This is a genomic window from Flavobacterium sp. B183, from assembly GCF_023539155.1.
Classification (GTDB): Bacteria; Bacteroidota; Bacteroidia; order Flavobacteriales; family Flavobacteriaceae; genus Flavobacterium; species Flavobacterium tructae.
Genome location: NZ_CP097434.1, coordinates 1,308,057 through 1,325,716, shown reverse-complemented (window position 1 = coordinate 1,325,716; position 17,660 = coordinate 1,308,057). Strand labels below are relative to the sequence as shown.

The 17,660-nt window shown below is 34.3% G+C and carries 17 protein-coding genes, 1 tRNA gene and 2 pseudogenes; 10 read left to right on the top strand and 10 right to left on the bottom strand.

Annotated elements, in window-relative coordinates; translation table 11 throughout:
- Positions 1-84: 84 nt before the first annotated feature.
- Both M4I44_RS05865 and M4I44_RS05860 read left to right on the top strand, forming a co-directional pair.
- Entirely contained in the window at positions 85-435 is a 351-nt protein-coding gene (locus M4I44_RS05865; protein WP_249966775.1) for a four helix bundle protein, read from the top strand.
- Positions 436-575: 140 nt separating this feature from the next.
- Positions 576-1,281, top strand: a pseudogene (locus M4I44_RS05860) (tRNA1(Val) (adenine(37)-N6)-methyltransferase).
- Here M4I44_RS05860 and M4I44_RS05855 read toward each other — a convergent pair.
- The 5 genes and pseudogenes from M4I44_RS05855 to M4I44_RS05835 form a co-directional block, all read right to left on the bottom strand.
- Complete coding sequence (locus tag M4I44_RS05855) at positions 1,278-2,570, bottom strand: HlyD family secretion protein (RefSeq protein ID WP_249966774.1); 1,293 nt, start codon at positions 2,568-2,570, stop codon at positions 1,278-1,280. The pseudogene M4I44_RS05860 and the gene M4I44_RS05855 overlap by 4 nt on opposite strands.
- A 3-nt stretch (positions 2,571-2,573) precedes the next feature.
- The gene (locus M4I44_RS05850; protein WP_017494664.1) at positions 2,574-4,766 is read right to left on the bottom strand and encodes a peptidase domain-containing ABC transporter; all 2,193 of its coding nucleotides are present in this window, start codon (positions 4,764-4,766) and stop codon (positions 2,574-2,576) included.
- A 963-nt stretch (positions 4,767-5,729) separates the two neighbouring features.
- Positions 5,730-6,311 carry a DsbA family protein gene (locus tag M4I44_RS05845; protein ID WP_249966773.1) on the bottom strand — a complete coding sequence of 194 codons (582 nt, stop codon included), beginning with the start codon at positions 6,309-6,311 and terminating at the stop codon, positions 5,730-5,732.
- A gap of 213 nt (positions 6,312-6,524) precedes the next feature.
- A pseudogene (locus M4I44_RS05840) lies at positions 6,525-6,773 on the bottom strand (hypothetical protein); the annotation flags it as partial.
- Between the two features lie 50 nt (positions 6,774-6,823).
- The gene (locus M4I44_RS05835; protein WP_249966772.1) at positions 6,824-7,291 is read right to left on the bottom strand and encodes a hypothetical protein; all 468 of its coding nucleotides are present in this window, start codon (positions 7,289-7,291) and stop codon (positions 6,824-6,826) included.
- Between the two features lie 258 nt (positions 7,292-7,549).
- Here M4I44_RS05835 and M4I44_RS05830 point away from each other — a divergent pair, with 258 nt between their 5' ends.
- Together M4I44_RS05830 and M4I44_RS05825 are read left to right on the top strand one after the other, a co-directional pair.
- The gene (locus M4I44_RS05830; protein WP_089059924.1) at positions 7,550-7,687 is read left to right on the top strand and encodes an rSAM-modified peptide; all 138 of its coding nucleotides are present in this window, start codon (positions 7,550-7,552) and stop codon (positions 7,685-7,687) included.
- A 193-nt stretch (positions 7,688-7,880) separates the two neighbouring features.
- On the top strand, positions 7,881-8,039 hold the full coding sequence (locus M4I44_RS05825) for a TIGR04149 family rSAM-modified RiPP (RefSeq protein WP_249966771.1): 159 nt from the start codon (positions 7,881-7,883) through the stop codon (positions 8,037-8,039).
- Between the two features lie 305 nt (positions 8,040-8,344).
- On the opposite strand, the gene M4I44_RS22580 is transcribed toward M4I44_RS05825, so the two are convergent.
- Together M4I44_RS22580 and M4I44_RS05815 are read right to left on the bottom strand one after the other, a co-directional pair.
- Entirely contained in the window at positions 8,345-8,560 is a 216-nt protein-coding gene (locus M4I44_RS22580; RefSeq protein ID WP_371923039.1) for a helix-turn-helix domain-containing protein, read from the bottom strand.
- Positions 8,561-9,146: 586 nt separating this feature from the next.
- A complete protein-coding gene (locus M4I44_RS05815) occupies positions 9,147-10,085 on the bottom strand; it encodes a hypothetical protein (protein WP_249966768.1) in 939 nt (312 codons plus the stop codon).
- Positions 10,086-10,250: 165 nt separating this feature from the next.
- Here M4I44_RS05815 and M4I44_RS05810 point away from each other — a divergent pair, with 165 nt between their 5' ends.
- The 6 genes from M4I44_RS05810 (at position 10,251) to M4I44_RS05785 (ending at position 15,672) form a co-directional block, all read left to right on the top strand.
- On the top strand, positions 10,251-11,429 hold the full coding sequence (locus M4I44_RS05810; RefSeq protein WP_017494656.1) for an acyl-CoA dehydrogenase family protein: 1,179 nt from the start codon (positions 10,251-10,253) through the stop codon (positions 11,427-11,429).
- A gap of 87 nt (positions 11,430-11,516) precedes the next feature.
- On the top strand, positions 11,517-12,299 hold the full coding sequence (locus M4I44_RS05805; protein WP_070906072.1) for a DUF3050 domain-containing protein: 783 nt from the start codon (positions 11,517-11,519) through the stop codon (positions 12,297-12,299).
- Positions 12,300-12,366: 67 nt separating this feature from the next.
- Positions 12,367-13,098 carry an SGNH/GDSL hydrolase family protein gene (locus M4I44_RS05800; protein ID WP_249966767.1) on the top strand — a complete coding sequence of 244 codons (732 nt, stop codon included), beginning with the start codon at positions 12,367-12,369 and terminating at the stop codon, positions 13,096-13,098.
- Positions 13,099-13,346: 248 nt separating this feature from the next.
- Positions 13,347-14,057 carry a helix-turn-helix domain-containing protein gene (locus tag M4I44_RS05795; RefSeq protein WP_249966766.1) on the top strand — a complete coding sequence of 237 codons (711 nt, stop codon included), beginning with the start codon at positions 13,347-13,349 and terminating at the stop codon, positions 14,055-14,057.
- A 69-nt stretch (positions 14,058-14,126) separates the two neighbouring features.
- Complete coding sequence (locus M4I44_RS05790; RefSeq protein ID WP_371922993.1) at positions 14,127-14,936, top strand: nitrilase-related carbon-nitrogen hydrolase; 810 nt, start codon at positions 14,127-14,129, stop codon at positions 14,934-14,936.
- A 229-nt stretch (positions 14,937-15,165) separates the two neighbouring features.
- On the top strand, positions 15,166-15,672 hold the full coding sequence (locus tag M4I44_RS05785; RefSeq protein WP_249966765.1) for a GNAT family N-acetyltransferase: 507 nt from the start codon (positions 15,166-15,168) through the stop codon (positions 15,670-15,672).
- Between the two features lie 88 nt (positions 15,673-15,760).
- On the opposite strand, the gene M4I44_RS05780 is transcribed toward M4I44_RS05785, so the two are convergent.
- The 3 genes from M4I44_RS05780 to M4I44_RS05770 all read right to left on the bottom strand — a co-directional run bounded on the left by M4I44_RS05780 (position 15,761) and on the right by M4I44_RS05770 (position 17,599).
- Positions 15,761-16,477 carry a hypothetical protein gene (locus M4I44_RS05780; RefSeq protein ID WP_249966763.1) on the bottom strand — a complete coding sequence of 239 codons (717 nt, stop codon included), beginning with the start codon at positions 16,475-16,477 and terminating at the stop codon, positions 15,761-15,763.
- A 107-nt stretch (positions 16,478-16,584) separates the two neighbouring features.
- A tRNA-Ser gene (locus tag M4I44_RS05775) sits at positions 16,585-16,671 on the bottom strand.
- A gap of 124 nt (positions 16,672-16,795) precedes the next feature.
- Positions 16,796-17,599: a LysR substrate-binding domain-containing protein gene (locus tag M4I44_RS05770; RefSeq protein ID WP_249966762.1), complete on the bottom strand. Its 804-nt coding sequence runs from the start codon at positions 17,597-17,599 to the stop codon at positions 16,796-16,798.
- Positions 17,600-17,660 lie beyond the last annotated feature (61 nt).

Below are 17,660 nucleotides of genomic sequence, written 5' to 3'. Positions count from 1 at the left end.
AGAAAAAACTCGCTTTTTAATTGTCTTTTATTACTTTTAAACCCTAACCATTGGAGTTTGAAATAAAAAAAGGAAAATCATATCATGGGTAAACCGTACGATCTAGAAGAGAGAACTTTTTTGTTTGCAAAAGAATGCAGAAATTATATTAGAAGTCTGCCAAAAACAATATCAAATATTGAAGACGGCAAACAACTCATAAGGTCATCTGGTTCTGTTGGCGCTAATTATATTGAAGCAAACGAAAAACTAGGAGACAAAGATTTATTATTCAGACTTAAAATCGCCAGAAAAGAAGCCAAAGAATCTAAATATTGGCTGAGATTACTACACGAATTAAATCCTGATCAGAGAATAGCTTCAGATTCTTTATTATTTGAAATAGACGAATTGCGAAAGATTTTATCGGCAATAATCACTAAAACATCAAAATAATTAATTCGGATTTTAATCTTATTTTTGCATCGTAAAATAAGCCCCCAACAAACAACTAAAATTAGAATTTGGATCTTCTCCTTTGAAACTCTCTTCTATCAAGTTGGAATTTGGAATTTAAAAAATTGGAATTTCCCTATATGTTTACATTCAAACAATTTTCAGTTCTACAAGACAAAACCGCTATGAAAGTTGGCACTGATGGTGTTTTACTGGGCGCTTGGGCACCTATAAATCATAATCCATTTAGTGTTTTAGACATTGGCGCCGGAACCGGGATTATTGCTTTAATGCTGGCACAAAGAACAAATGCAGAGCAAATTGACGCGCTTGAAATTGACGAAGATGCTTATGAAGAAGCCGTAGAAAATTTTGAAAACTCGCCTTGGGGAGACCGTCTATTTTGTTTTCATGCAGGTTTGGATGAATTTATAGAAGAACCGGAAGACGAATATGATCTGATTGTTTCGAATCCCCCTTTTATGCTGAAGATTATAAAAGCGAAAACGAACAACGTGATTTAGCACGCTTTCAAGACGCAATGCCTTTTGAAGAATTAGTTGAAGCGGCTGATTTACTTTTATCTGAAAATGGAATACTTGCCATAATTCTTCCTTTTAAAGAAGAAGAAAATTTATTGCCTTAGCCAAAGAATCCGAATTATACCCTGTCAAAATTACGCGGGTAAAAGGTACTCCAACAGCTGTTGTAAAGCGTAGCCTTTTGGCTTTTAGCCGTAACCAAACCGCACAACCTGAAGTTGATGAATTAACAATAGAAATTGACCGACACGTTTATACCTCTGAGTATATCGAGCTTACTAAAGATTTTTATTTAAAATTTTAAACATGCTCAAAAAGGCTTTTGAACTGATATAAAATTCTCTCGATTAAACGTAAATCTTCGGTCACAATCTCGGCACTTCCTTTCATTTCCTGCTGAAAAACGATTTGCTTTTTATAGGACGTTTCCAATCCGTTGGGAAGCGCTACATCCAATAATAAATTCCCATCTTTATCCGGAACTAAAGAAATATTTTGGATCTTTCCTTTTAACACTCCAAATTCTCTGTCGGGAAAATTCGCTAATCTGATGTTCACCATCTGACCTACTTTTATTTTCCCTGAATTCAATGCCGGTGCTTTTACCTTACCTACAAAACCATTTTTGGTATCCGGTATAATCGAGAAGACGTTATCCCCAGTATTGATCGTTTGATTCTCTGTCCAAACCTGCAAAAAAGTAACCACCCCACTCACCGATGATTTTAAAGCATAGGCCAGCTCCCAGTCTTTTATTACTTTTTTAAGCTGATAAAAAGACTGCGCCATATTTCTTCCTAAAGTAACTTCTTCTTTAGTCCCACTGATTTGCGAGTTCTGGCTTAATTTAGTATTAGTAATCAAAGCCGACTTTAACTGAGAAATGGAAGACAAAAGGGTTTTATAATTTTTTTGCGCCTGGAGATATCCCAGTTTTTTAGCTTCCATTTCCTGGGCAGAAATGATTCCTTTATTGAATAAGGTTTCAAATCTCGCCATTTCATTTTTCTGAAGCTGCAATTCACTTTCATTAATCACTTTTTGCTGCTGCAAAATTTCCAATCGGTCTTTAATCTGAACTTTTTCAGAAACCTGTGCCCGGTTTTCTACTTCAAAAGGCTGCAAATTTTTATTTAGTTGTTCTGCCTGATAGTCTTTTTGAAAAACAGCAAAAGCACTTTCAATCTCTCCTAACTGAGTATTTCGCAACAGTTCGAAAGGAAAAGCTTTTCTGGAATCATTGATATTATATTCGTCAACGATTTTTTTCAACAAAAAAACGTCTTTATAATTAGCGGTATTTTCAATAACAGCAAGTGTGCTGTTTTTTGAAACAATCGATTTGTCTTTTACTAAAATTGCCTCAATACGACCCGATGATTTCGAAACGATCTTCTCCGGGGGAATATTGGTTGTAATTACAATTTGAGTAGCAACAACGTCAGGATATTTGATAAACCAGGACACGAAAAAAAGCATCGTAATAATAACGAATATCAAAACGGTTCCCCAACGAATCATCCAATGTGGTACCTTAGTGAGAATGTCCTGAACTTCTTCACTTCTTAGTTCAAATGTAGTATCTTCTGCCATGTTTTAATTTCCTAATTGTAATTGATTCTTAACCAGTTCAAAATAATTTCCTTTTTGCTCTACCAAAACAGAATGACTGCCAATTTCGATAATTTTTCCTTTATCTAAAACCACAATTTGATCTGCATTCATCACAGTACTTAAGCGATGGGCAATAACCACAACTGTTTTATCTTTGAAGAAAATATCCAGTTTTTGCATTATTTCTTTTTCATTATTCGCGTCCAATGCCGATGTAGCTTCATCAAAAAACAAAACTTCCGGGTTTTTATATACTGCTCTTGCTATTAACAAACGTTGCTTTTGTCCAGTACTCATCCCAAGTCCTTCGGCGCCAATTTTTGTATTGTATCCTAACGGTAAACCTGAAATGTATTCTTTTATGTTAGCTACATCAGCAGCATAAACCAAACGTTCTTTATCTACTTTATCGACACCAATTGCAATATTGTTCGCAATGGTATCACTAAAAATAAACCCTTCCTGCATAACAGCTCCGATATTGGATCTCCATGCTTTTTGCGAAATATTTTTCAATTGCGCATTTCCGATGGTTATCTCCCCTTTTTCAGGTTCATAGAATTTTAATAGAAGCTTCATTAAAGTTGTTTTACCGCTTCCGCTGACTCCTACTATTGCTGTTACTTTATTGGCCGGGATTTTCAGTGTCAGATCTTCCAGAACAGGAATATCAGAACCTAAATAGCGATAGGAAAGGTTATTAATATCAATATCTGAATCAAAAGGAACATCACTCGTCTGATAGACTTCTTGCTGCGTTTCGTCTTCTTTCTCATGAATTTCAGATAATCTGGCCAATGATATCTTCGCATCCTGAAGCTCCCTGACGAATTCTATAAGCTGTGTAATTGGCCCGTTTAAACTCCCTACTATCGAACTAATTGCCAGCATCATCCCCAGTGTAATAGAACCATCAATTACTAATTTTGCCGATAGGAATATAATAAAGATATTTTTTAATTCATTGATTACAGAAGAACCTATAGTTTGTGTTTGCTCTAAAACCAGCCCCTTTATTGAAACTCTAAAAAGCCTTGCCTGTATGTATTCCCATCCCCAGCGTTTTTGTTTTTCGGCGTTGTGAAGCTTTATTTCCTGCATTCCGTTGATAAGCTCCATCACTTTGTTTTGCTCACTGGAAACCTCTGCGAAACGCTTGTAATCGAGTACTTCTCTTCTTTTTAAGAACAAAGTAATCCATCCAAAATAAAGCAAACTGCCCGCAAAAAACACTAGAAAAATCTTCAGATTAAAGTAAGCTAAAACACCTCCCATCACAAACATATTGATCACAGAAAATAAGACATTCAATGATGATGTTGTCAAAATTCGTTCAATTCTGCGATGGTCATTAATACGCTGCATGATGTCACCAGTCATTCGTACATCGAAAAATGAAATGGGCAGATTCATTAGTTTAATAAAGAAATCCGAAATAAGAGAAATGTTGATTCGGGTAGAAAGATGTAACAAAATCCAGCTTCTGATAAGTTCCAAACCTGTCCTTCCGGCAAAAAGGAACAATTGAGCAAAAAGAATCAGGTAAATAAAATGAATGTTCTGGTTTTGAATCCCGACATCGACAATACTTTGGGTTAAAAACGGAAAAATAAGCTGCAATAAACTACTGGCCAGTAATCCTATACTTAATTGTATTAGAAACGACCTGTACCGAAGCACGTATTGTGCCAACAATCCAAATCCGAGTCCGTGATTGTCTTCTTTATCAAAATCAGATTGAAAGAATTTAGGAGTCGCTTCAATCAATAATGCTATTCCTTCCTGAGTAGATTCATCCGCATTGTTTCCGATCCAGAATTTAATAAAATCTTCTTTATTGTATTCGATCAAACCAAAAGCAGGATCCGAAATATAGTAGGTATTTCTTTTAATTTTGTAAAGTACTACATAATGATTTTTGTTCCAATGTAAAACACAAGGAAGCGGTGCTTCTTCTAATCGTTCGAGATTTAATTTTACACCTAAAGTTCTAAAACCAATTTTCTCGGCCGCATCACTCAAAAAAAGCAAATTACTTCCTTCACGAGTTGTTTCACTGATGTCTCTCAACTCCTGAATGTTAATCGTTTTGCCGTAATGTTTCGCTATTATTTTTAAACACGTCGGCCCACAATCTTTATAATCGGCCTGTTTATAATTGGTGAATTTTTTCAATTTAATTTAGGGTTAATCATTTATGCACAAACAATCTTACCATTATCTGCCTTACAAAAATATAATATTTATCCGCCAAAAAATCGCAATTATTTGTTTTTCCTTCTGATTTATAGTTAAAAAACAACAATGATCCTAAAAAAAGGATTTTACAAGAATTTTTCAGATCACATTTAAGACTACTAACCACAATACTAAACCATCTAAAGACCTTATTTCTACTCTTTACCACTCTAACAATCAAACCATATAAATGATTTCATTAAGTTCATTACGAAGCGACGGATTAATCCAAAAAAAAACAGAGAAGAAACAAATCTTCTCTGTTAGAGTATTTAAAAACATATCTATTAGAAATACAATTTCTTTAGGACATGGCACTGGTTAACCCTAACCAATTAAAATCAACTCAGTGACCAATTTCCTAAGAATCCCTACACCAATCATCAATGTGGGAAATTTGCTCAATGTTCCACGATCGAGCGCCTACAAATTAAAAAAACATGACTAAATTCTAAAAAAGGCTATTTTGTACTTCTATTAAAACGCTAAAAAATTAATATCAAAAACGACCAAAGTCATTTTACCTTGTCTTATATACTTCAATTTCGAAACATTCTTTAAATGCGAAGATTTATTTAGCCTTCTTCTTATATTAAATGCTCCTCATTAGAGTAAGACTACAAACAATCCTCAAGCACTGCCGGTATTGTACCATTCGAACAAATCGAATCACACGTTACAAGAGTAGACGAACCTCTACCCGGACAAACGCAACATCTTTTCGGCGGATTAATTGGCTGTCCTCCTACCATGCTTTTTTGCTCGAACGCACTTAGCTCTTGAGCACCTTCTAAGTTTAAAATGATTTTTAACATAACTAAAGGCTTTTGTTTTTTGGACTCATACTTCAATCATTTTAAGACAGTTGAAGCTTCTGTCTGTTGTAACTATTTTCAGATATTATGCTGTTTTTTCTAAAACAACCTCTTCTTTCTCTTCGATATAATCATTTAAAAAGTATTTTAACTCTCCTAATTCATATTCTGCCGGAAAAATTTTATCATTTACAATCTTAACAGGTGTGTAATTAAAATCGTTTTTAGAACACCATTCATATTGCTTGTTTATTTCCTGTGTTATCATCATACTTACAGAATCAACAGTCCATTTTTTCAACCATTTCTTAAGACTCATATTTTTAATATGCCAGTCTGAAATAGCCTCAACTGTTTTTCCCGGTGTAGATCTGTTTATTGTTAAAAGTCTTTCAACTACTACTTTATATGGGTTTTCGGCATTCTCAGGATTTACATTAAACAACACGTTCAAGTGTATCTTATCCGGAAATCTCAATACTAAATCAAACGCCTCCTGAAATGTTTTATGACAATGTCCACAACTAGGGCTGATGATTACTGATAACTTAACGGCCGCATTTCTATTTCCAAAATGCAATCCTCTTAGATCATCAAGTCCATTTATATGAGGCACTTTTTTAGACAAGAAGTTCAATAAAGAGTAATTTCTTTTAAACTTTTTCATCTCTTTAAGTGAGCTTTCAGTCCCTAAGATGTTTTTTATAATTGTTTTCAAAACTGCCCAAATAGGAACAAGAAGTGCCAATGAGAACAAGAATGGAAAAATTTCGGCAAAACTAAAACTCAACGTAAACAAATCTGACGCAAACCATATAGCACTTTGCACAAAAATCAAAGAAGACACCACTAAGCACATTACACACCATCTTTGAATTTCAAATTTTTGAATCCAAATAGAAGACACAATAACCGGTATCGCTAATAAGCTTAAAAAACCTATGAAAATCGAAGACTCCTGTGGTTTTACCAGAATTGCGATCAAGCTGGCCCCAAAAAACATTAGTGGTAAGTCCGGAAAGCTAATCCATTTGCTTTCATTACCTTCTTTATTATTGATTACAGAGCTACAGGAAGAGTTAGAACTAAAATTGCAAAGTTTTGAAATGATACTATTCTTAAATCCCAGTTTTTCCTGAACAATGAAAACACTTACAATGAATCCTAAAATTGATGTTGTTAAAAAAACCAGGCTAAATAAATTGTATGTATTGTAAAAAATGACAATCCAACTACCAACAAAAGCGGCAAACCGTATTTCAACCAGCTGAATTCAACTTTTATTCTCTCTCTTGCTATAACATTGTTTGGTTCAATTGCAACTATAACTCCATTCCAGTCTAATAAAAACTTTTCATAAGCCATTTTCTGACTTCCTTTTTTCATCGTATTGATTCGAACAAAATTCTTTGCCTTTTCCACTAATATTAACTCCTCTTTGAAATAAGCCAAAAAATTTGAAGGCAAATCTACTATTTGCTCTTTCGGAACTCTTATCGCAGCATTCTCTACAGACAGTAAATCCAGAGAATCTGTTATCGCAAACAAACTAGGATAATTTGGATGAGAAAGGAACAAATCTTTAAACTCATTTTTAATCTCCGAGTACTTGTTTATTTGTAGAAATTTTTGGACAAGCTTTAACATCTTTTCGAGTCTTTAAAATCATAATTACACTGCAAAGATTGTTGTTTTTGTTGAGAAAAAAACGCTAGTAGTACACATTTTATTAATTATACTACATACAATTTATAAATTATATCAGTCTGAATAAAACCATAATTTATTGATTATCAGTATTTTGTCCTTAAAATGATTTATCAAAAAACCCAAAAACCCATTCTCGATTAAGCGTTTTCCTTTTTGCATAGTTTTGATATATCAATAATCCTAATACAAACAAACATGACAAATCGAGCACAAAAATTCGAAGATTTTCAATCTGAAAAACTGTCAAAAAAAGAACAAAAAACGGTTCAGGGAGGAGACGAATCTAATATTCCAGGTGACCCAAGTAGAGGGAATGGAAAAGGGTCTAATTAATCATTTAAAAAAATCAAATCATGAAAAATAAAAAATTAAACTTCGAAAATTTCAAAAGCAATACACTTTCAAAAAAGAACAAAAAACGGTTCGTGGAGGTGACGATCCTACTACTCCTATCGAGACAATTACTGGTGATCCAAGTAGAGGAAATGGAAAAGGATCTAATTAATCATTTAAAAAAAATCAAATCATGAAAAATAAAAAATTAAACTTCGAAAATTTCAAAAGCAATACACTTTCAAAAAAAGAACAAAAAACGGTTCGTGGAGGTGACGATTCTAATACTCCATCGATACAATTACCGGTGATCCAAGTAGAGGAAATGGAAAGGGATCTAATTAATCATTAAAGATCTACTAAAAATGGAAAATAAAAAATTAAATTTCGAAGATTTTACAAGCAATACACTTTCAAAAAAGAACAAAAAACGGTTCGTGGAGGTGACAACGATAGTAATAGAGGAAATGGCAACGGATCTACACAACTAATAAACCTATAACAATGAAAACTAAAAAATAAAATTCGAAGATTTTGGAAACGAAAAATTATCAAGAAAAGAGCAACAAACAATTTTCGGAGGTGACGGTGACCCTTCCAGAGGGAATGGTAAAGGAAGCACTGACGAAATTCCTTAATAAAAATCTAAGAAACTTTTTAAATATTATTCGCAAACTGAGCTGGAGACACTCCAGTTCTTTTGCGAAATGATTTAGCAAAAGACACTGCATTTTTGAAACCTACACTTTCTGCTATCGCCTGAGTTGAATATTTACGATACATATGGTTCGTGATCATTTCATTAATAACATAATTAATTTTCAACTCATTCGAATATTCACCAAAAGACTTACCGAATCGTTTGTTTACCACATAAGACAAATAGGTTGTATTTGTTTTTATCTTCTTAGCCACATAAGGCAAGGTAAAATCGGCATGCAAAAATTCCTGTTTACTTTCTAAAGCCAGCAATTTTTCTACTATTTTATTCTCTTTTGCCTCATCAATACTTAAATTGACATTCTCTTTCTTAAGTTGTAACTCCTCAGACTCCAGAACAGCAATCTCTGGTTCAGGGTCGTTTTTCTTCTCTAAATTAGCTTTAAACTCTTCTATTAAAGCATTCATTTTTTATGTGCTTTATTTTTATCCCGTATGTTTTTTATCAGCAAGAACACGATACCTATAAATATAACAACATAAAATACTTTCAGCGCTTTATTCAGAAAAACGTCGTATTTATACTTCTCCTGAATGGTAACCATCTCACTGGTCAAATCTCCTACTCCAAGTTTATAATTTACCTCCAGAATCTCATCATTTAATTTTGATTCTGATTTTTCGTAATTGTCAAGATAAATTTTTGAATGTTTATAAGCTAGTTCTGGTTCTTTTAGTATGTTGTAAATCTTTGCCTGATAATAATTTGACTTCAGATGATCTACCTGATTGGTTTTAGTTAGCTCGCCAATCGAATCTGATTTTTAAAAAACACTAATGCCTTATCATACTTCTTGGTATTATAATACAAGTCTCCTAAATTATAATTAGTAGTACATAAGATTTCCTGCATATTATTTTGATTGGCCAGAAAGATGATGTCGTAATACGTTTTTTCGGCATTTTTATATTCTTTCAGCTCACCATAAATATTCCCTAAACTTAATTTCGCTACAATCTTATTGTCCGGAAAATTTTGAGAATAACTAATGGTTTTTTGGTAAAAATACTCCGCAGAGTCAAGCAAAACCTTCTTTTTGGGGTCTTTCATATAAAAGCTTTCATATGATCCTGCCAGACTAAGATTGATGTTACTCTTATTATTAAGATACTGCTGCTTGGTATAAACACTCTGGTTTTTATCCACAAAATCATTGAGACTCCGCAAATCCTTAATCGCTAATCGATAATTACCTACAGCAACATTTATAGCCGCGATATTACTCTTAAACTTAACAATTTGAATAATATCCCCAATCTTTATAGAGAGTTTTATTCCTTGTTGGTAATTTTCGATCGCATCACTGTAATTCTCTCTTTTCCATTCTGATAATCCGGCATAATTATACAAATAAGACCGAAGTTGAGTTTTTTCTTTATCATCCGGCATTTTATCTAAGTAATTTAAGGCTAACTGGTATTTTTCCTTAGATTTTACTGCATTTCCTTTTAACTGAATCAAATAAGACAATGCAGCATTTGCAAAAGCCAGATGTTTATTGTTATTAGATCTTGCCAGCTGATTAGCATATACGATCGAACTGTCAACATTAGCATTTGCCGTTAGTCGAATTTTGTCTTGTAATATTAAGTACTCTTGTTCCGTAAAATCCTTTTTCTCCTGAGAAACAGCGGCATTTACAACAAAAAAGAGTATAAAAGAGATGATCAGCCTCATTCAATTCGTTTTTTGAATCTCAAAAATAGCTTATAAATTCACAATAAACTAAAATTAATTCGTGTTTATACTATTTTCCTTCTTTGCTATTTATAAAAATATAACAATTTAACCGTATTTTGTTATATTTTTATTACGTAGATTTGTATTATAAAACTATCAAAAATGAAACCAGACCTATTTCAAGCACCAGATTACTATAACTTAGATGACTTATTGACAGACGAACACAAACTAGTTCGAGAATCGGCACGAGCCTGGGTCAAGAGAGAAGTTTCCCCAATTATAGAAGAATATGCTCAAAAAGCAGCATTCCCTACACAAATTATAAAAGGACTCGGCGAAATCGGTGGTTTCGGACCGTATATTCCGGTAGAATACGGAGGTGCGGGTCTGGATCAGATTTCTTACGGTTTAATCATGCAGGAGATAGAACGCGGAGATTCCGGTGTTCGATCGACTTCATCCGTTCAGTCTTCCCTGGTAATGTATCCGATCTGGAAATATGGAAACGAAGAACAGCGAATGAAATATTTACCCAAACTGGCTACAGGAGAATTCATGGGATGCTTCGGTTTGACTGAACCTGATCACGGTTCTGACCCCGGAAGCATGATCACTAATTTTAAAGATATGGGAGATCATTATCTTTTAAATGGTGCCAAAATGTGGATTTCTAACGCTCCTTTTGCCGATATCGCAATTGTTTGGGCAAAAAATGAGGAAGGAAGAATTCACGGTTTGATCGTTGAACGCGGAATGGAAGGCTTTACAACTCCTGAGACACATAATAAATGGTCTTTGCGTGCCTCTTCAACCGGAGAATTAATCTTCGATAATGTAAAGGTTCCTAAAGAAAACTTATTACCTAACAAATCCGGTCTTGGTGCACCTCTTGGATGCTTAGATTCAGCACGATACGGAATTGCCTGGGGAGCTATTGGAGCTGCAATGGATTGCTACGATACTGCTTTACGTTATTCTAAAGAAAGAATTCAATTTGGGAAACCTATTGGAGGAACACAATTGCAACAGAAAAAATTAGCCGAAATGATTACCGAAATCACAAAAGCACAGTTATTAACCTGGCGCCTGGGTGTTTTACGCAACGAAGGAAGAGCTACAACCACGCAAATCTCAATGGCAAAACGCAACAATGTCGATATGGCCATACATATCGCACGTGAAGCCAGACAAATGCTGGGCGGAATGGGTATTACAGGCGAATATTCGATCATGCGTCACATGATGAATCTCGAAAGTGTTATTACTTATGAAGGAACTCACGACATTCATTTACTAATAACGGGTATGGATGTAACTGGAATTCCAGCATTTAAATAATGAATATTTATTAAAATATATACAAAACCAATACAAAAAGCTTCTTCTTAACGGGAAGCTTTTTATATTTGCATAAAAAATTCGAAAATGAATATTGAAACTATAAACAATAGCATTCAACCCCAAAAAGATCAACTTCTACAACACTCATTATACAATAAAATCCAAAATATCGATGACTTACATCGTTTTTTAGAAACTCATGTTTTCGCTGTTTGGGATTTTATGTCCTTATTAAAAGCATTACAATCTAAGCTTACCTGTACTTCTACTCCTTGGTTCGCGACAAAAAATCCTGAAACAAGATACTTAATCAATGAAATCGTTTTGGCAGAAGAAACCGATTTAAGTATTGATGGAAAAAGACAAAGTCACTATGAAATGTATATTGAAGCTATGGAAGATTGTGGTGCCGATACAAGCGGAATCAACAACTTTTTAGCCGAAGTAAACTCCTTGCATAATATTTTTGTTGCCATAAAACAAAGTTCCTTGCATCCTGATACAAAAGCTTTCCTGGACTTTACTTTTAGAGTAATTGAAGAAGGAAAGCCTCATCAAATTGCTGCAGCATTTACTTTCGGAAGAGAAGATTTGATTCCGAGTATGTTTACCGCAATCCTGAAAAACTTCCAGAAGAATCTTCCTGAAACGGATCTAAGTAAACTTTTATACTATTTTGAAAGACATATCGAATTGGATGCCGATGAACACGGACCAATGGCGATGCAAATGATCACTGATTTGTGTGAAGATGATGCTCAGAAATGGAAAGAAGTGGAAGAAATTTCGATTTTGGCATTAGAAAAACGTATCGGACTTTGGAATGCTATTGAAGAAGAAATTCTGATGAAGACTGAAATGGTCTAAAAACCGAAACAAGTTATTTAACGTAACTATTTGTTTAAAATGAACCGAAAATTAATTTGTCAAAATTATGAAACTGCATTTCAAACAAATAGTTATTGTTATCCTCTCTATATTCCTGCTAAGCTGTAGTTCTGACGAAAACACTTCGGAAATATCTACTTTTCCAATTAAACCTCTTTTGGGTTCCATAAAATATTTGGCTTTAGGAGACAGCTACACCATCGGACAAAGCGTATGCGAAACGTGCGGATTTCCTGAACAGTTAAAATCGAGTTTAACCGCAATTTATCCGCAAGCCAGCTTTTCTTTAAAGATTATTGCGACCACCGGATGGACTACCACTAATTTAATTTCGGCAATAAACACCCAAAATCCGGATCCTAACTATGATTTAGTCACACTTCTTATCGGGGTAAACAATCAGTATCAGGGAAAAAGCTTTTCGATCTATGAGAAAGAGTTTCCGGAACTCGTAGAAAAAGCAATTGTTTTAGCAAAAGGGAATAAAAAAAGGGTAATTGTTATCTCTATCCCTGATTATGCTTATACTCCTTTTGGCAAAATACAAATGGAGGGAGAAGGCGAAAGAATTTCAAGCGAAATCAATCAATACAATTCCTTTGCCGAAAGCTACTGCAAACTCAATAATATTGTTTTTGTTTCGATAACCGACATTTCCCGTAAAGGTCTTGATAATCCTGATTTGGTGGCCGCAGATGGCTTACATCCTTCTGCCAAAGCTTATACTTTATTTACAGAACGTATTTTACCAGTGGTGAGAGTAGCTTTACAGAACTAATATTTAAAATCTTAATTGGAAAAATATCCTTAATTTTATCAGAAGTTATTCTTCACAAATCAAAAATGATCTCATACAATTGAGTTTTGAAGAAGCAACAACAATTGACTGCAGTCCATAATCTTTTAAATAATGCAGATTTCACCATCAGTAGAATTATCACCTTACATTAAACATTATCTTTTTTAGATACCAAAGAAGTATCCGAACAAAAGCTTCGTCTGTTTTCGGATGGTAATACCGGTATTGTGTTTTCTTTAAAAGGCAATCTTACCTCTGATCTAAACCATCAGGAAATTCAGAGCTTCTTACCGGATTCTTTTTTGTATGGACAACTTACGGGATTTAAAGACATTTATTCCAACCAGGAAATTACTCTTATAATTGTTGTTTTCCAACCTAACGGGATTCATCAATTGTTGGGCATTCCGGCTTATGAATTTCTCGACTCTATTGTTTCTATTGATACTATTTTTAACAGAGACGGTTTAATTCTTCAGGAGCAGCTATGTGAAAATTACACGATCTCAGAGAAAGTTGAACTTCTCAATCATTTTTTCGGCACTTATATTTCCAACAAAACAGCTTCTTACCAATTAATTATTGAAAGTTCGCTTCGTTTTATTACCGCACATAAAGGGAGTTTTAATGTAAACCAACTGGCTAAATTTACAGGTTATACGGAACGTCATCTGGAAAGAAAGTTCAAGGAGTGCATCGGATTAAATCCGAAGAAATTTGGAAATATTATCAAACTGCATTATTTCTTAAAACTACTAAAAGAGAAGTCTGTCGATATAAATCTCACAAACATTAGCTACAAAGCCGGTTTTTCGGATCAGTCTCATCTGATAAAGGAATTCAAAAAACACACCGGAATCACTCCAAAAGAATACTTAAACAATACCGGGAAATTAACCAATAACCTCATCAAGACTGTTCCGCCTATTCTGCCTTAGAATGTCGGTTTTGTACAATTTTCAAAATAGTACCGATGCTACCTTTGTCTCAAATCAATAGTAAGCATTATGAAAAATTTAAAAATAGCCACGGCTCAGTTCGAGAACAAAAGTGGCGATAAAAGTTATAACTTATCCGTAATTGAAAAACTTTCACAACAGGCAGCAAGTCAGGGCTGCGATGTTATCTCCTTTCACGAGTGTTCTGTAACAGGCTATACTTTTGCCCGACATCTGTCAAAAGAACAAATGCTGAACCTGGCAGAATTAATTCCGAGTGGAGAAAGTATTTTGAAATTAACTGAAATTGCGCGAAACCATAATATCGTGATTCTGGCGGGGCTCTTTGAGAAAGACGAAGACGATAACTTATTCAAAGCTTATGTGTGCGTAGACGAAAATGGTTTGGTTGCCAAATACCGAAAATTGCATCCGTTTATCAATCCACACCTTACTCCGGGAAACCAATACTGTATCTTTGAGATTAAAGGATGGAAATGCGGAATCTTAATTTGTTACGACAACAATATTATTGAGAATGTTCGCGCTACTACTCTTTTAGGAGCCCAAATTATTTTTATGCCTCACGTTACGATGTGTACTCCTTCTACCCGACCGGGTGCCGGATTTGTTGCCCCACAGCTGTGGGAAAACCGTGAGTCTGATCCTACTTCTCTCCGACTGGAATTTGAAGGAATGAAGGGCAGAGACTGGCTTATGAAATGGCTTCCTGCAAGAGCCTATGACAATGCCATTTATGCCGTATTCTCAAACCCAATTGGAATGGACGATGATCAACTGAAAAATGGCTGTTCGATGATTATTGATCCTTTTGGGATATTCTTTCTGAATGCAGCTCTTTTGAAGACTCTTTTGTAACTGCACTATTAACTCCTGAAAAGTGCATTCAGGCTGGCGGAAACCGTTACATAAAAGCAAGGAGACCAGAATTATATCGGGATATTATTGGTCAGGAACATCAATCCGAACAAAATGTGGTATGGCTGAATACTCCTAAAAAAAGTTAAAACTGATGTTTCATGGGACTTTACGCTTCTTAAAGATTTACCTTTGAGGAATTCATTAATCTACAGCATACCACCCAATAATGGAATTTTTTAAAACTACAAATGAAGATATCGATGCCGTTTTTGATCTTTATAATGAAGCTACCTCTTATCAAAAAACGGTCAATAATAAAAGCTGGAGAGGTTTTGAAAGGACTCTGATAGAAAACGAAATTGCCGAGAATCGTCATTTCATCATCAAAGAAGGAGACGAGATTGCCTGTACCTTTGTGCTTACTTTTAACGATTTGATTATCTGGAAAGAAGCCAGCGCCGATCCTGCCATCTACCTTCATCGTATTGCTACGAACCCAAAATTCAGAGGACAGTCGTATGTTAAAAAAATCATCGAATGGGCAAAAATATATGCTCACGAGAATAACAAATCATACATCAGGCTTGATACGCATAGCGGTAACGAAAGGATAAATAAGTATTACACCAGTTGTGGTTTTAATTACAAAGGAATCAGCACCATCGAATGGACCAGTGAATTACCGGAACATTATAAGGAAGGTTCTTTTAGTTTGTTTGAGATTAAGCTTTGAATAATTGTAACTATTTTAATTAAAAAAATGTTGTGAGAATCTCACAACATTTTTTTAATTAATCATTTTGCTCAGAAAACCTACTATTCTATAAATTTGAATCCCTTTTAGTTGGTTTGTAATTATTCATCGCTACCACATATAAGTCCTTATCAACAGTTCTCATTGTTGATAATTTTGCCCGGTCTAAATACAATGCTCTTAAATCGCTTTCAAAGTTATCATATGCTTCATTTATACAACCATAAATAATATATCTAAATGAATCAAACGAATACAAATAATTTTCATTAGGATAATATCCTCCCATATCTTTAGATCTATTACTTTGTTCTTCTAAAAATGCTGGTATGTTATTATTTGGTGTCTCAAAATGAGAAAACATTATTCTCAAATCATCAATACTTTCAATATTGAAATCAAGTCTGTATAAAGTCTGAAATAATCGATATCTTATATGTACAAAACACCTTTTCATATATGGATCCCAAATTAACTGTTCTTGTATTCTACTTTCAAGTACAATTTTCCACTCATTGAATCTATCATTACGCAATTTATCCTCGTTTGCATCCGTAGCAGCTTTTAAACGCTTTAATCCCAAATATGCTGCTGTTACAGTTACAGTAGCCAAAAATAAACCCTTATAACTTCCTAATTCATGAATATAAATCTCAACACCTTTTGGAGATATATCAACCCCATGATCCCAAAGCTTCAGATGTATAAGTCCAAAACCAATTGAAGAAAAAACCAATAAAGAAACTACAATTAATAATAAGACACCCGACAAGAATTTAACCATACTTAAACTATTTAAAAACTCAACTCGTATATTCATTTCAATAAATCAACCAGAATCTCTTAATTAATTAAACAAAAAAACCTGTAAATGTTAATTTACAGGTTTTGCAGAAAGGAAGGGATTCGAACCCTCGATACAGTTACCCATATACTAGCTTTCCAGGCTAGCTCCTTCAACCACTCGGACACCTTTCTAAATTGGTCTGCAAATAACATAAAAAAAATGACTTAGAAAAACAAAATCGGATATTAGTTTACATACTTTTTCTAAATTCTTCCATAAACAGTTTTACAGCCTTTTTTTGATAGCCTCCAAGAGTCAGCATAAACGATTCTCTTTTGTGGGAACTCCCGTAATCTGAATCGCTTTCAGGTCGTCCCAGCCTTTTAGGGCTTTCTCTGCCACTATGGTGGCCCAGTCACTGTCCTGAACCATTTGCAGTAAGGCATGAATGGAGTTTAGTTCGATGGAAATCTTGGGTCTCATTTTGTTTTTAGCAAATAGTTCTTCCACAAATTCTCTCGAATTCGACCCTTTTCCCGGTAAAACAAGTGGAATTTCCTCTATTTTCTTGAAAGCGATTTTATCTAAAGCTGCCAAAGAATGTGTTTTTGAAACCACCAATACCATTTGTGACGTAAACAAAGGAACTTTCTCAACGGGAATATTTATTTCATGTGACGAAATCACCAAAACCAGGTCCAATTCGTTCGTTAATAATTTTTGTTCTAAAGCTTCTGTCGTGCCGTATTCGACGACAATTTTTAGGTTAGGGTACTGTTTTGCAAACGTATTGATAACGGGCAGAATTAAAAGTCCGAAGATATAGGTTACGCCAATTCGCAGTTCACCGCCAATCATTTCGTTTAAATCTTCAATAGCCTGTTTTCCGTTTTCTACATTTTCGATAACTTTTTTGGCGTGAATCAGGAAAACAGCACCGGCTTCGGTAAGCTGTACTTTTTTACCGATCCTTTTAAACAAAGGCATTTCGAGTTCTTCTTCGAGTTTTTTTATTTGCTGTGATAAACCCGATTGTGTTACAAAACACAACTCGGCCGCTTTGGTAAAATGAAGTACCTCAGCGGTTTTTATAAAATATTCTAGTTGATAAATTTCCATATTGATAAGTTTAAATACTTATTACAAGTAAAATTATTAATTTTTCTAATGAAATCATAAT